Source organism: Simiduia litorea (assembly GCF_042853465.1).
Classification (GTDB): domain Bacteria; phylum Pseudomonadota; class Gammaproteobacteria; order Pseudomonadales; family Cellvibrionaceae; genus Simiduia; species Simiduia litorea.
In genome coordinates this window covers 3158363-3172956 of record NZ_AP031497.1, presented here as the reverse complement: position 1 = coordinate 3172956, position 14594 = coordinate 3158363, and the positions used below count along the sequence as shown (strand labels likewise).

General features: G+C 50.2%; 10 protein-coding genes. 6 read left to right on the top strand and 4 right to left on the bottom strand.

Annotated elements, in window-relative coordinates; genetic code table 11:
* Window positions 1-10: 10 nt before the first annotated feature.
* Window positions 11-853 (bottom strand): general secretion pathway protein GspB, encoded by an 843-nt coding sequence (locus ACGHTT_RS14010; RefSeq protein WP_390591418.1) that lies wholly within the window; start codon window positions 851-853, stop codon window positions 11-13.
* A 5-nt stretch (window positions 854-858) separates the two neighbouring features.
* Window positions 859-2676: an AAA family ATPase gene (locus ACGHTT_RS14005; protein ID WP_390591417.1), complete on the bottom strand. Its 1818-nt coding sequence runs from the start codon at window positions 2674-2676 to the stop codon at window positions 859-861.
* A gap of 311 nt (window positions 2677-2987) precedes the next feature.
* Here ACGHTT_RS14005 and ACGHTT_RS14000 point away from each other — a divergent pair, with 311 nt between their 5' ends.
* On the top strand, window positions 2988-3755 hold the full coding sequence (locus ACGHTT_RS14000) for a hypothetical protein (RefSeq protein WP_390591415.1): 768 nt from the start codon (window positions 2988-2990) through the stop codon (window positions 3753-3755).
* A 235-nt stretch (window positions 3756-3990) separates the two neighbouring features.
* The gene (locus tag ACGHTT_RS13995; RefSeq protein WP_390591413.1) at window positions 3991-4713 is read left to right on the top strand and encodes a diguanylate cyclase domain-containing protein; all 723 of its coding nucleotides are present in this window, start codon (window positions 3991-3993) and stop codon (window positions 4711-4713) included.
* Between the two features lie 84 nt (window positions 4714-4797).
* On the opposite strand, the gene ACGHTT_RS13990 is transcribed toward ACGHTT_RS13995, so the two are convergent.
* Window positions 4798-6195: a DEAD/DEAH box helicase gene (locus ACGHTT_RS13990; RefSeq protein ID WP_390591411.1), complete on the bottom strand. Its 1398-nt coding sequence runs from the start codon at window positions 6193-6195 to the stop codon at window positions 4798-4800.
* Between the two features lie 146 nt (window positions 6196-6341).
* On the opposite strand from ACGHTT_RS13990, the gene ACGHTT_RS13985 reads away from it, so the two are divergent.
* A complete protein-coding gene (locus ACGHTT_RS13985; protein WP_390591410.1) occupies window positions 6342-6719 on the top strand; it encodes a hypothetical protein in 378 nt (125 codons plus the stop codon).
* On the opposite strand, the gene ACGHTT_RS13980 is transcribed toward ACGHTT_RS13985, so the two are convergent.
* On the bottom strand, window positions 6716-9589 hold the full coding sequence (locus ACGHTT_RS13980) for a TonB-dependent receptor (RefSeq protein ID WP_390591408.1): 2874 nt from the start codon (window positions 9587-9589) through the stop codon (window positions 6716-6718). The two genes, ACGHTT_RS13985 and ACGHTT_RS13980, sit on opposite strands and share 4 nt — an antisense overlap.
* Before the next feature lie 387 nt (window positions 9590-9976).
* Between ACGHTT_RS13980 and ACGHTT_RS13975 the strand changes: the two genes are divergently transcribed.
* The 3 genes from ACGHTT_RS13975 to ACGHTT_RS13965 all read left to right on the top strand — a co-directional run bounded on the left by ACGHTT_RS13975 (window position 9977) and on the right by ACGHTT_RS13965 (window position 14540).
* Entirely contained in the window at window positions 9977-10537 is a 561-nt protein-coding gene (locus tag ACGHTT_RS13975; RefSeq protein ID WP_390591407.1) for an RNA polymerase sigma factor, read from the top strand.
* 25 nt (window positions 10538-10562) lie between these two features.
* Window positions 10563-11549, top strand: coding sequence for a FecR family protein (locus ACGHTT_RS13970; RefSeq protein WP_390591405.1), 987 nt, complete (start codon window positions 10563-10565; stop codon window positions 11547-11549).
* Window positions 11550-11744: 195 nt separating this feature from the next.
* Window positions 11745-14540 carry a TonB-dependent receptor gene (locus tag ACGHTT_RS13965; protein ID WP_390591403.1) on the top strand — a complete coding sequence of 932 codons (2796 nt, stop codon included), beginning with the start codon at window positions 11745-11747 and terminating at the stop codon, window positions 14538-14540.
* Window positions 14541-14594 lie beyond the last annotated feature (54 nt).

Here is a 14594-nt window from a genome sequence, read left to right as displayed (position 1 = left end):
TCTCCCGCCGCTATTCTAGCGGCCAATTTTTCATGGCATCTAATCGAAACGTATAACCTTCAAAGGTAAGCACCACGCCTGTGCTAATGACGCTAACCACCAGCAACCCCGGAGCTATTTGGTCGCCGCGGTAGCGCCTGCGGTCATTAATAATGGCGAAGCCGCTGTCTGCATCGGATGAGTAGATGTGCGCTGAATAGACCATTTTAGGTAACCGATTTTGTATGCCGCTCGGTAGGTTGTGAACGGCGGGCACCAGCGGTTCTGCCATGTCTCGCTTTACCTGTCGTGCTCTCGCCGCTAAGTCCTGTTGTTGCTCGGTAAGGCTCTGCGCTTCTGGCGCTGTTGCACTAGGTTGCTGATAGAGGTCAATAACTTGTGTATTGGCCATTCGTTGATCGCGTGATGTAAGGGTTTGATTTGCTGCCCTTGTGGCTTCTAGCGTTTCAACGGGAGCTGTGGCTGGGTTGGTTGTTAGTTTTGCATTATTAACTGGGCTATCGGTAGCGGGTGACGGTTTTGTTATTGCGAGTATTTCATTCGCTCGCGGTTTAGCCGTTTCGCTTGCTTGTTGGTTTGGGCTTGCGCTCGACGTCAAGGATTTTTCTGCAGTGGCATCAGGAGATTGACCGGCGCTTTGTAGCGCTTGTTGTGCAGGCTGAACAAAAAGCTGGTAACCCATAACGAGTACGCTGATCAATAAAAACGCACTCAGTAGCTGCCAACGCCTAGGTATACGCTTGCCACTATCCTCGGGTGCTATGGGTGTTTTAACGCTCAAAAGATCTGGTGTTTGCTGTTGCTCGCGGCGCTCAGCGTCTGATTTTTGTAGTGCATTTAAGATAAAAGACACGGCACTTAACCTTCTTTAGCCGGTGGCATAGTGGCATTGGGGGGATGTAGACGGTCTAAATCGCTATCCAATGCTGGGTTATCTGATGGGTGCTCAGGCGCTTGATTATGGTCAGTGTCGAGTGAGATACCGATACCAAGACTGTCATTAATCTTAAGCAGTGTTTGCAGCCCAACAATTCCATCGGCTTGAATGTTATTTTCGGTTTGAAATATTTTCACTCTCGCGCCAAGCTGCTGCGTAAAAACATTCGATGCTAAAGGTTTGGTTTGTTGATCCATGTCCGCAAAGCGCTGCGCAACCCATGTGACCAGCTGACCTTTGTCGCCAATGGATAAAGGCTTTTCGTAATTCTCCGATCCTTGCCACACAAGTGTGAAGTTGCCCGACCACTGGTTGCCCAGCGTCATCAGCGATTGCTTAATCTTGTACCCTTTGTGAGACAGGGTAGCAGTGACGCCTTGTACCGAAAGTAATACACCGTAGTGAGAAACACCCGCTGCGTTAACGAACTCTAGGACGGCGGGGCGATTGTATTGTAAAAACCCCTTCCAGTTTTTGACATTAAGCGTTGCACAATGCCATTGCGTGCCGGCGGTATCCTCGCAGGGCGCTGGGCCGCCAAGTTGAGGGCTACCTAAGGCGGTAAAAAGCGCGCTCAAGGCTGTGGAATCCGTGCTGTAGGTGTGTGCTTCAAGAGTTAGTTCCGTCGACAGTTGCTCGCTGGGTTGCGCCACGCTATTGCCGCTCATTGAGCCTTTACTGTCTAGTCCATCCACTGTCGGCGCATTGGGGCTGGTTAAATCCGCCGCCTCCAACGTTGTGGGGCTAGTGTCGGGTGCCGACATAGCCGCTATGGGTTGCTGGATGTCTGGCGCTGGGTTCAGTGTCGTAAGGAACCATAAAAAATACCCGGCAAGACAAATAGTCACAAATGCGACCGATGCCTGTATTGGAGAAATCGATTTTTGACGCCAGAAGGGTGCTGTGCTATTTCGTGTTTTAGCCGTGCTCACAATAACTTCTGCGGCTGCTTGCTGTAACTTTTTACTGTTGAGTTGTGTGCTGTTATCGGCGTAGGCACCCAGTAACATGCGGTCGCATAGAATATTGATTAGGCGTGGAATGCCACCGCTATAACGGTGTATTTCTGCAGTAAGTTTGGCTGGAAATACTTTCTGGCTATCGGCTAATCCAGCTACGTGCAGCCGGTGCCTTATATACGCCTGTGTTTCCTCGGCATTTAATGGCTCTATGTGAAATCGTGCCGTAATACGCTGGGACAGCTGCCTTAATGCTGGGTTTCTCAGCTTGTCGTTGAGTTCGGGCTGGCCGATGAAGATGATCTGCAGTAATTTTTTTGTATCGGTTTCTAGGTTGGTTAACAAGCGGATAAGCTCGAGTACCTGAGGGTCTAAATTTTGCGCTTCATCGATAAGCAGCACGGTGTTTCTACCCTTGCTATGGTTTTCGAGTAGGAAGCGATAGAGCGCGGAGGAGAGTTTTCTGATGCTTGTTTTGTCTTCAATATAGGCGACCGACAGCTCATCGCAGATACTTTCTAGTAATTCGGTTGCATCTAATAAAGGGTTGAGAATAAATGCCACATCGGTATTGGCCGGTAGTTGCTCCAGTAGGCTGCGGCAAATCGTGGTTTTACCTGTACCTACTTCGCCTGTTAACAACACGAAACCGCCGCCAACCCCAACGCCGTACAAAAGGTGTGCGAGAGCTTCCTTGTGTTTTTGGCTCATAAACAAGTAACGCGGGTTTGGCGATATGGAAAATGGCGCGTCGTTTAGGCCGAAGTGATGTATGTACATGCTAAATAGCTAGCCTCGCGCTAGGCATACAACTCAAGTCAATTTCGAGGTGGATATGCTGGTTGTTTCAGCTTACCTAAGCTTTCTTAGGCTTAGGTAAGCGTTGATTATGCCTGTTTTTCACCGTTGCTGGAAAGTTTCTGCTGCCCATCTCGATGATGGTGAATGCGGGTCTCCGGTGTTCGCCCGATAAGCCAAGGGTAAGGTTGGCGGCACGACCGAGGGCTGTGATCAATGTAGCGGTGTTATCTTCCGTTTGTGGTCCCGTTTGTGGTTGAATGCCAACGGGTTCAATGAGTGAGGTGGTTGTTATGACAAAAATTTTCCTGATTATTAACGTTAAAACATTGATTGTTGGTTTGCTCTCAGTGGTGTCCACTTATTTGTGCATCCGCTACGGCGTGGTTGCAGATTTTCCGCTCACTTTGATTGCAACGGCCATCGTATTCCCCGTGGTTTTTTCGATCAATGGTGCTTATAAAAGGCGTGAACAAGCGCTCACGAAATACAGCGACCTCAAGGCCTATGGTAAAGCTTTGTATTTTGCTACCCGGGATTGGCTAGACAATTCACCCGAGCCTAGTCGTGCGGAGATTAAGCGCCTACTGGAAGGTTTGTTGGTAGAGATCAAGCATCTATTTTCGAACAAGGTTGATCAAGTGAGGCAGAATGAGGAAGCGGTGTATCGTCGTTTCTCAGCGTTATCAAAATTCATACAGTCAGATTTGCGTGGTAATGGCCTAGCGTCGGGTGAGGTGTCTCGTTGCAATCAATATTTGAGTAAAATGTTTGTATCCTTTGAAGATGCTAAGCATATTTATCAATATCGAACGCCGCGCACTTTAAAAACCTTCAGCGATGTTTTTATTTCTCTGCTACCCATCTTGTATGGGCCCTATTTTGCTTTTCAGGCATTGGAATATTCGCCCTACGTTACTTATGTGATGCCAGCACTTTTCTCACTTGTTTTGGTTAGCCTGTCAAATATTCAAGACCATCTAGAGAACCCCTTTGACGGTATTGGCGAAGATGATATCGCCATTAATGTGCAGGAGTTCGTTCGGCGGCTCTATGACTAGTGACTCGAAATTGCACGATGGTACAGGATAAAGTGGGTTAATTCGACTAGTACTAAAGTCTCGGAGACTATATAGTTAGCGGGCTGCGGACCTGTCTAGCCTTCTTGCCGGAGCATCTTTTGTTAGCGGAGCAGGAACCTCCCTTATTGTCGTCGCCTCAACAGGATAGTTGTTTCATGAGTAACGTGGCGATGAGTAACAGCACCTGTGATGACAGGTGGATGTGGAGGCTTCATTGTTAGATAAATTAAAAGCGCAGTTGCGGTCGAAAATGTTTTTTGACCTCATCGCCTCAATCTTCTTGTATTTGCTTTGTCTTATTTGGTTTGCCCAAGTAGACGCCCTTGAACAACTGATCGAGTTCACGCATCGGTATGAAGAATTTGAACTCGATGAATTACTGTCGTCGACCATCGTATTAACCTTTTTGTTTGCTATTTTCGCCTATCGCCGCTGGCGAGACGTGCGCAAGTTATCTCTCTATTGCGAAGAGTTGTCGATGATAGATCCGATAACCTTGCTACCCAATAGGCGAGTAATCGATAGATTGCTACGTGAAATTCGAGACGGTCGCGATAGTCAAAATAGCTTTCCATTGTCCTTGATTTTGGTGGATATCAACGGCCTTGAAAACATTCAATCGCGACTCGGCAATGCGGTGGCTGAGCAGGCAACCCTAGAGTTGTTTTATCGGTATAGTTTATTGCTGGAAACGGATCAGCTCATTAGCTATCGCAACGCCAATCAGTGCTTGCTGTTTTGTCCGAAGTTTGACCAAGCTTCGGCCGAGGCGCTGTGTGAAAAGATTTGTCAGGTAGAGTTGGACACGCGTAAGACGACATTAAATTTACTTTCGTTTAAGGCAGTGTCTATCACGCTAAAGGCGCGAGAGGAGATTGATGGTGTATTTGATCGGCTCGAGGATCTTCTTTGTCTACGTCAGTTTAATGGTTCTTAGCTTACATCGATCGGATTTATTCTTGCGGTCTAAAACCCTCTGAACAAAAAAGGCAGGTAACATACCTGCCTTTTTTGTTATCTATTAGCGATTGCCACTTGTCGCTGGCTTAGGACTTCTACGTGGCCCATTGTTAGCCTTGCTCGCGCCAGTTTTTGCGCCACTCGGCTTGTTGCTGGTGTTGTTGGTGTTGCGGTGTGGGCTGTTACTACGTCCGCCTTCGCTGCTTCTGGCGCCGGTCTTTTTCGCCGAGCCGCTAGCGCGATAGCCATCGCGGTGCTCGGTTTTAGGTGGTTTTGGCTTTTTAGGTTTGAATGGCCGGGTGTTGAGCTTGGTTTCGGGCACTGGGTTGGCCGCTTCAAAACCGGGCACCACTTCGCGCGCAATCACTTGCTGAATTAAACGCTCGATATCTTGCAGCTGTTTAATTTCATCGGCGCTCACCAATGAAACCGCTTGACCACTGGCGCCAGCGCGACCGGTGCGGCCGATACGATGTACGTAATCTTCCGGCACGTTGGGTAAATCAAAGTTAACCACTTGTGGCAACTGATCGATATCGATGCCGCGCGCGGCAATGTCGGTGGCAACCAGCACCCGCACTTTATTACTCTTAAATTCGGCCAGGGCTTTAGTGCGGGCATTTTGGCTCTTGTTGCCGTGAATCGCGGCTGAATTTATACCGGCATCTTCGAGTTGTTTGGCAATTTTATTGGCACCGTGCTTGGTGCGTGAAAACACCAGTACTTGATGCCAGTTATGCTGCTTCACTAAATGAATAAGTAGCGCGGTCTTTTTGCCTTTATCGACAGGGCTCAACCACTGCTTAACCGTTTCTACGGTGGTGTTGCGCGGCGCTACGTCAATTTCGACAGGATTGTGTACAAGCCCCTTGGCGAGGGTGCGAATTTCGTCGGAAAAAGTGGCTGAGAATAAAAGGTTCTGACGACGGTCGGGCAGTAGTTTTAAAATGCGCTTGATGTCGTGAATGAAACCCATGTCGAGCATGCGATCGGCTTCATCTAAAACCAACATTTCTAAATGGGTAAATTTTACGGCGTTCTGACTGTAGAGATCGAGCAGTCGACCGGGTGTGGCGACCAGCACATCGACGCCTTTGCGCAGCTGCATCATCTGTGGGTTGATGCTGACGCCGCCAAACACCACCGCTGAGCGCAAGGGTAGGTGCTTGCCGTAGTTGGCGACGCTTTCGCCCACTTGCGCCGCCAATTCGCGGGTAGGCGTTAACACCAGCACGCGCACATGATTAGCCGGTGCGCGGTTGCCTTTAATCAGGCGTTCTAATATCGGCAGGGTAAAGCCTGCCGTTTTGCCGGTTCCGGTCTGGGCGGCTGCCATCACATCTTTACCCGCGATGACGGCGGGAATAGCTTGGGCTTGAATGGGTGAGGGTGTTTCGTAACCTTGTTCGGCAACGGCCTCGAGAATGGGGGCTGAAAGGCCCAAATCGGCAAAACGCATGTTTATCTCTATCGATCAAAAATTAGCCAGCAAATCTGGCGGCGGTGCAGCTTACAGTAAGCAGGGGTTAAGTACCATGGTTCATGTTTGTCTCCGCATTGAGCGGTATTGCATAATGCAGCGTCAATCCCACTAAGGAGAAGGGTATGAAGATGCTCGGTGTGTGTGCAGTTGTGTTTCTTGTGGCCGGCTGTAACGGTATAGACCTGAGCGCGAATGTGGGGCCTTATGCTAAAAATACGGCGAAGTCATGGGTGGTAAAGGAGTATCAAAAAGATGACATTATGCGATACAACGCCGAGGCACTTGGCTTAGTTGAGGCCTCAGAATGCCAAGCCAAGCCTGGCGGTGCTAAGCCGTCTCGGTCAGCTTTGATTAAAGAGTTGAAAGTAAAGGCGATGAATAAAGACGCTAATGGTCTTGTAGTTGAGCAATGTGCGACCGATACGGTGTCGATTTGCACGGCGTATCTTATGTGTTGGGGTATGGCGTACAGGGTGCCTACGAAGCAATCCAGACCTTAAAAACCGATGTTTAAGGTTAGCCCCGCCGTGCGCGGGGGTAGAAAAACGGCATCGAAACCTGCCGGTGTAATGAAGGTGCTAGACGCGGTTTTTACCCCGCTATCCGTGGCGTTTTTTATATAGGCCTCGACCGACCAGTTGTTATCGCGCGCGCTTGGCTCTATCCGCAGACTGAGATCAAACTTGGCGTAGGCTTCTTGAATGGCGAGATTATCCACGCCGTCTGGTGCACCGGGATAGGTGCCGGCGGGTAGGCTGTCGCGATTATAAATATCCAAGTAATAGCTATCGGACACTGTGCCCACTAAGCGCGGCGTTAGGCGCAGCGCTTGCCAGTGCCATTGGTATTCATATAGAAAACTGAGTTTCCAGCGCGGTGCCCTTACGGGTCGATTACCTGAGAGATCAACCAAGCTGTCTTCGATGGCGTTTGGCTTGTTGGCGTAGGGGTTGAAACGGTCCCGGAACAAGGTATCTGGGGTTTCGAAGTTGTCGAATTGTGCGTCCATCAACGACCCCGCCAGTTGGACAAAATGCCTGCCACTCGGCGCCCAGCTTAATTCAATTTCTAAGCCTTTCACCGTCGCTTCGGCGGCGTTACGCACTACCGTGCTGGTTATTACATCGACAATGCCGTCGTTATCTGTGTCGAATTGGTCGCGGTCGGAAAACTGTAAGTTAGTGTATTCGGCGTGATACAAGGCGGCGTTTAGGCGCAGGGTTTCTTGCAGCCAAGACGATTTCAAACCGAGCTCGGCGTTGATGACTTCTTCAGGCGCCGCTTCATTGCCTCGGTCTTGAATGTGTCCCGATTTAAAGCCGCTGGCAAGAGAGCTATAGAGCATGACCTGGTCTTTTAGGTCGTGATCTAGGCGCAATAGGCCGCTGGTATTGGTCCAGGTAGCTCGATAGTCGTTGACTTGTCTTACCCAACAAGGCTCGTCGCCAATACCTTGGTTGGTACCTTGATCATGGGGCAGGCCTGCGTCGATGGCGGCTTGAGTGGCGGGGTCGGCATAAATTTGCGCGGGCTTGGGTGCCCCGGTGCCGATAGAGCCGGGCTCGGTATAGGGAAAGCCGGCCGTGCGGCGGCAGTTCAAGCTGCGTCCGTCGCGGTCGGATTTGGTATCTTCGGTGTAGCGCGCGCCGAGTGTTAGGCGGGTGTGTGGTTTAAGGTCGTAGGTGCCTTGGGCGTAGAGTGCTTGGCTTTCTACGCGCCGATCGGGTTGCACAAACAGGGCCACCGCTGCGCCGGGGTCATCGCTTATGAAACTGGTGGTGTTGGTGAGGTCGCCGTTGCCATCGTCGTTGGCATGATCGATGGCATAGACAATGGCGTTTTGTTCTTTCGATAGGAAAGCACCTAGCACCCAGCGCAATCTTGCGCGATCACTGTTTACCAGTTGCAGCTCGTGCGATGAAAAATCGAAGGTGGAACTATCGGTGCGCCTTTGTTCGAAGTGGCCGCTGCGGCCCATGTCTTGATCAAAATTTTGTTCCCGCGTCATGCGCGCTCGGCCGAGTAAATAACGCATTTGGTATTGGTCGACATCCAAGGTGAGCGCCGAGCGCAGGGTGTCATTTTGCATGTGCAAGTTGGATGGCGTATCCCAAACGACTAAGCGCTTGCCTTTTTTGACTAAAAAGGGGTCTAGCTCGGTCACGCTGGTGCCCTTGTCTTGGTAGCGCTCGAGGCTCAATTGCCAGTTCAGCTGCGGGCTGATTTGCCACTGGCTGGATAGGCGCAGAGATTGCTGATCCTCGGTTTCTGGGCCGTCGGCACTTAATTGACTCGACTGCTTGTAAGCGCTGAGGTTGTCTGTGCTGCTTGGGTATTGCGGTCCGAGGCCGACATAATTTGGCGCAAGTTCGGTGTAGGCCGAGTGCTTGTCGGAGGCGCCGGCAAAGCGCACGGCGACCTTGTCGGAGAACGCCGCGTTTAAAGTTAATTTCAGCGCCCGTTTGTGATAGCTGCCAATGCCTGCACTAAAAAAGCCGTAGCTATCGTTTAAGTCTGCCTTGCGGGTTTGAATATTGATTCCGCCGGAGGTGGCATTGCGTCCGAAAAGTGTACCTTGCGGCCCGCGCAAAACTTCCAGCATGTCGACATCGTGTAGCAATGACGCGGCGCCTTGAGAGCGTGGCAAATAAATGCCATCGACGTGAAAGGCCACAGGGCCGTCGGCAATTTCCGTTATATTGGTTTGGCCTATGCCGCGCAATTGCACTAGCAGCGCCGATTGCTCGCCGGTATTGGTCATTTCTAAGCCGGGCACCATTAAGCTGATATCGCGGATGTCTTTCGCTTGCAGTTGATCAATTTGGTTCTGATCCATGGCCGTTACCGCAATGGGTGTTTTTTGTAAGTCTGTCGCGCGCCTCAGCGACGTGACTATCACCTCTTCCAGCACTCTTTCTGGCTGCTTGCTTGTGCGTTGGGGCTGTGTTTGATTTGTGGCTACTGTTTGATACAGGGTGATGCCTTGTGGATCGATGCGGAAATGCACGCCGCTGTTTATCAGTAACTGACGGAGACCGGCGGAAAGTTGGAACTGGCCTTTTAACGCGGGTGCGGTAAGCGCAGAAAGCTGGGCCGGTGTCCCCAGTAAATTTATCTGAGTAATTTGGGCAAATTGTAATAGTGATAAGTCGAGCGGTTGTGCGGGTAGATCAAAGGTCCAATATTGAGTGCCGTCGACGTTGGAACTGAGTGATCCTATGTTGTTATCAGCGGAATTGGCGTAGCTGTTCAACCCGAGAAAGGCGAGGCCGCAGGTTAAGGTTGCTAACAATAGTCGCCGACACCACTGGCCGAAATGGCGAGCGATGATCTGGTTGCGTCCAAGCTGAACCGATTGATCTAGTGCCATCTTAGTAACGGCTTGGCCTTTTTTTCGAAAAACTACGCCGGCCTGGTATCAGCCGTTTAGCTACGCCGAGGGGGTATCTGGATGGGCTCTGCACAAGTTTCTGGCCTCTTGAATATAATGATTATTTTGAATCAGAGGGTGGCTCTTTGGCCGCTGGTGAGCAAGACTAACCTAGCTACCAAGCCGTGACTAGGTTGTGATGACTTTAACCGCAAAAAAGCGGTGTAATTCTTAGGCATATTAAAATTATTGCGATTTTTTTCACAAAAAGGAGCGGATTGGAATGGCTGCTGCGTCTTATTACTGGTTTTGTTTGACCTATAAAAGGCGGTGTCGCCGTGGGTCGCTAATAGGAGCAGTATGGTTTCCCCGCAGAAAACACCTTGTATGACTGCTGAGCATCCGGATAACGATGTCTTTATTAAGCAGTTGTACCTTGCTCATCGCGCTGAACTGTGCCGGTACTTGGTGCATAAAAGTCGCCTAAATACGGCAGAAGCAGAAGATATTACCCAATCGGCCTTTGCCAAATTCAGCGCCCTTGAGCAGCCCCAAGCGATAGAAAACCCACGGGCATTTTTATACAAAATGGCCACTAATCTAGCCATAGATTTCCAGCGTCGTAATCAAGTGCAAGATAAGTACGTGCTGTTTTCCGCTGCGGATGAAAGTAGTGTGCCAGGGCCTGAACGGGTAACCGAGGGAAAGCAGCGCTTAGGTATTTTGTCGCGTGCGCTATGGGGAATGCCTAAGCGACGTCGGCAGCTGTTAATGATGAGCCGGTTTGATGGGTTATCTTATGCTGAAATCGGCCGGCAGCTAGGTCTGTCGGAATCGGTGGTGAGAAAGCACGTGAACAACGCGCTAGCGGATTGCCACAAAGCACTGTTTGCTCGGGATAACGCTGGCCAAACACTTAAAGAATTAGTAAAGCAAGGTCGTACTTAACATGCAGTCAGCTCGGTCGGAACATATGAATCATCAGGCCCGCGAATGGTTTGTCACCCTGCAGTCAGGTAGCGTGAGCGCTGCGCAGAGAGAAGCCTTTGAGCGCTGGTATGCGGTTGCAGAACATGCGCACGCGTATCAAGAATATGAATTGGTGTGGCGGAGCTTAGGTGCCATGCAGGGCAGCCCTGAGTTGGATGCGCTACGTCAATCTGCAGCGCCTCGGCGCTGGTTGTCAACAAGCTGGGGGTGGCCGCAGCTTGGGTTCTCTGGTGCGCTGGCCGCGGCACTTTTGATGGGTTTGGTTTTTGTATTTAATTACCAGCCTTCCATTGCCGTGCAGGAATACACAACCGCCGTTGCCGGGCAAAAGACGGTGACACTGGTCGACGGCAGTGAGATTACCTTAGGCGCTAAAACCCACGTAAAAGTATGGCAAACCAAGCAGGGGCGGCACGTCGACTTAGTGCAAGGCCTAGCTTTTTTTAGTGTGGCAAAAGATCCTGAGCGGCCCTTTTATGTCGCGGCTTCTGGTGTTCAGGTCACAGTGGTGGGCACGCAGTTTGATGTGTCGAATCAAGGTCCAGTGGTGCGCGTGGCCGTGCGCGAGGGGCAGGTTAATGTCGAGCAGATAAAACACGTGCTGCAATCGGCGAGTAGCGGCCAAGCTCAATTTGAACTCAGGCCTGGACAGGCAGTTGAGCGTATTGGCAACGGTGAGTTACAAGCAATTGCTGACAGTGGGGTACAAGTAGCGGGTGATTGGCGCAATGGCCAATTACTGTATCGCAATGCGCGCCTAGCCGATGTTATCGCCGATGCTAATCGCTACTTCGACGGCGAAATTGTTCTAGGTAATCTCGCGCTGCAATCAACCCGGGTAACTCTGGCGCTACGCACCGATCAAATTGAGGTTTTCCCCGAATTGCTAAACAGAACTTTGCCGATTGATGTGCACCGAGAAGCAGGCAATCGTATTGTTATACTGCCTGCTGGCAATAATCCGCCTTAGCTAACCGCCATTTTTCTAGTAACTATATAACGCCCCTCGTTGGGCGTTTTTTTATTTTCGGTACTTGTGGAATAAGTAGGAGCGGATTTGTAAGTTGCTCGCGTCTTATTATTAACACGCCAATCTAGTCCTTCGGCGATGTTAAAGAAGCATCTCTAAAAATTAATAAGCGTTTCTTTAGGAGCAACAGAAAGCATGTACCCAAAAAACAAATTATCCAGTGCGATATTTGCTGCAGTTGCAGCGATGTCAGCCTCCTCTCTCGTGTATGGCCAAACAGCCGACGACGCCCAGAGCGCCGCTGCGATTGAGGAGGTTGTCGTGCAAGGTATTCGCGGCAGTTGGCAGCGCGCCATGGACATCAAGCGCGATAGCGCCGGTGTTGTCGATGCAATTTCCAATGAAGATATTGGTAAATTTCCCGATCAAAACTTGGCTGAGTCACTTCAGCGTATCACCGGCGTGTCTATTGATCGCTCTGGGGGTGAGGGACAGCTAATTACCGTGCGCGGCTTTGGTCCACAATTTAACACGGTATTAGTTAATGGCCGCCAGCTTGCCTCGGAAAACGAAACCCGCGCATTTAGTTTTGACACTGTGTCATCGGACATGGTTAGCAGTATTGAAGTGCATAAAACCGCCAGTGCCGCGATGCAATCCGGTGGTATTGGTTCTACCGTTAATATCAAAACCGCACGGCCGTTTGACCTGGGTGGCTTGCAATTAGTTGGAACGGTAAAAGCGTTATACGATGAAAACAGTGAGTCAACCACACCGGAGTTCTCTTTGCTGGCCAGCAATACCTTTGCTGATGATAGCGTTGGTGTGTTGGTCGCCTTGTCGCAAAAGTCATCTGAAACGCGATTGAATCAAGCGCAAACAGACGGTTGGTTGGAGAATGCTGGCATTGCCGATGCAGAGCTTAACGGTGGCGCAGGGTTTGACGGCAACGTATTCTCACCGCGAAATTACGATAGCAAAGTTACCTTCGAGGACCGCAAGCGAACCAATGCTAATTTAGTGCTGCAATACGCGCCGAACGAGAATGTCGAAATGACATTGGACGCGCTTTACTCTGATTTTGACATCGAGACCGATGCAACCTCCTATGGTCACTGGTTTACTGGCCCAAATGTCGAAAACGCGGTAACTGATAATAACGGCACCGTTATCGATCTGTATCAGGAAGAAGGTTTGGCAACGGATTTTCACGCCAAACAATTTGATCGCTTAACCGAGACAATGTCATTAGGTTTCGATGTCGATTGGCGTTTGAATGATGCAATGAGTGTGAACTTCGACCTCTTCACGTCAACCGCTGAGCGCGAAGCTAATAATGGCGGTGGCAATCAGCTGTCGTTGATTGGTTATGCAAACCGCGTGCGCTTTCAGTCTGATGGCAAGGTGTTACCTTGGGTTAGTGGGTTCCAAGATCCGGCGAGTAATATTGTTGATGGCGATGGCATTTCTCGCCCAGTGTCTGATTATCTTGACCCAGCCAACGGTCGCGCTCACGTCATGTTGCGACGCGGTTGGCAGGTTGAGGATGATGTTCAGCAATTTAAAATGAGTGGCCTGTGGAACGAAGGTAATAGCGAAGGGCTTATCGAAGCGCGCGTCGGTATCATGGCGTCGAATGAAACCAAAGCCTTAACGCGCTGGGACAACGAGGGTGTTGGTATCCACTGTACCTTTTGCGGCTACCCGAATAGCCCCGATGTGCCCGATGACTTCCAAACTATTTTCAATGCTGGTAGCGATTTCCTAGATAAAGTCAGTGGCAGTGGGCGCACGCCAACAATTTGGTTGCAACACCATGGCGAGCAGCAATTTGCTTTTCTTGAGCAAATTAGCGGCGTCAGTTTTGACGCGGTACGACGGGATAACTCTTTCGAAGTGGAAGAGAATACCTTGGCGGCATTCGTGGAAATGGATTTTGCCGGTGATATAGCCGGTATGCGCTTGAACACGACAGTCGGTGCACGCTTGGAGAATACCGATGTCACGGTAAAGGGTACTGAGTCACCTATTGAATCTTTGTCTATTTTAGATCAAACGGAGATGGTCGCGTCTTATGGTCCGGCCAAAGCAATCAGTGCTGAAACTGACTATTTAGTGATCTTGCCAAGTCTGAGTTCAAGTTTAGATATCAGCGAATCCTTGGTTGGACGTTTTGCGGTATCGCGCACGTTAACGCGCCCAACGCTCGACAGTATGGCGCCCGTGACCAACATTGTAACCACGCGCCAAGGTGGTAACTTAACGGCCTCGTCGGGTAACCCAGAACTAAAACCGTTTTTATCGGATAACCTAGATCTGTCGCTGGAGTGGTATTACGGTGATGCCAGCTACATCTCTGCCGGCTACTTTTTAAAGAATGTTGCCAATTTCATCACCAATGGCACCTCGTCCCAAACCTTTGTGACGAGCGATGGTAGTTTACTCACCGATCCGTCTACCGGCGATGACGTCAACGCACCGGATGCAAATGATGGTGTCGCAGAGTTCTCCGTTACCCTACCGAGCAACGGCGAAGATGCACTCGTGGATGGCTTGGAGTTTGCTGTTCAACACACCTTTGGTGAAACCGGATTTGGTGCCATTTTTAACGCAACCTTGGTGAACAGCAACGCCGAACTGAATGCCGCTGATATCACGCAAAAATTTGCGGTTACCGGCTTAAGCGATTCAATGAATATGGTTGGCTTCTATGAAAATGGTCCCTTCCAAATACGTTTGGCGTATAACTGGCGCGATAAGTTTCTGCAATCATTAACCCAATCCAACGGCGATGGTGTTGTCTTTGTTGACGAGTACGGTCAATGGGATCTCAGCACCAGTTATGAATTGGTAGAGAATGTTACGTTGAGTTTAGAAGTAACCAATTTGACCGAAGAGGTGGTGCTTAAACATGGCAGGTTCGAAAACCATTTCCTATTGGCCGAAGATGCTGGTCGTCGAATGGCGCTCGGGTTAAGTGCGCGTTTTTAAGTTGAGCTAATGTCCTCTCGCTTTTGGGTCACCTTTGGTGACCCCTTTTTTGTT

What these genes read in the sequence shown, in the direction of transcription:
- ACGHTT_RS13990 (WP_390591411.1), bottom strand. Translation starts at nt 6,195, where the DNA reads ATGCGTTTTGCCGATTTGGGCCTTTCAGCCCCCATTCTCGAGGCCGTT.
- ACGHTT_RS14005 (WP_390591417.1), bottom strand. Translation starts at nt 2,676, where the DNA reads ATGTACATACATCACTTCGGCCTAAACGACGCGCCATTTTCCATATCG.
- ACGHTT_RS13980 (WP_390591408.1), bottom strand. Translation starts at nt 9,589, where the DNA reads ATGGCACTAGATCAATCGGTTCAGCTTGGACGCAACCAGATCATCGCT.
- ACGHTT_RS13965 (WP_390591403.1), top strand. Translation starts at nt 11,745, where the DNA reads ATGTACCCAAAAAACAAATTATCCAGTGCGATATTTGCTGCAGTTGCA.
- ACGHTT_RS13975 (WP_390591407.1), top strand. Translation starts at nt 9,977, where the DNA reads ATGACTGCTGAGCATCCGGATAACGATGTCTTTATTAAGCAGTTGTAC.
- ACGHTT_RS13985 (WP_390591410.1), top strand. Translation starts at nt 6,342, where the DNA reads ATGAAGATGCTCGGTGTGTGTGCAGTTGTGTTTCTTGTGGCCGGCTGT.
- ACGHTT_RS14000 (WP_390591415.1), top strand. Translation starts at nt 2,988, where the DNA reads ATGACAAAAATTTTCCTGATTATTAACGTTAAAACATTGATTGTTGGT.
- ACGHTT_RS13970 (WP_390591405.1), top strand. Translation starts at nt 10,563, where the DNA reads ATGAATCATCAGGCCCGCGAATGGTTTGTCACCCTGCAGTCAGGTAGC.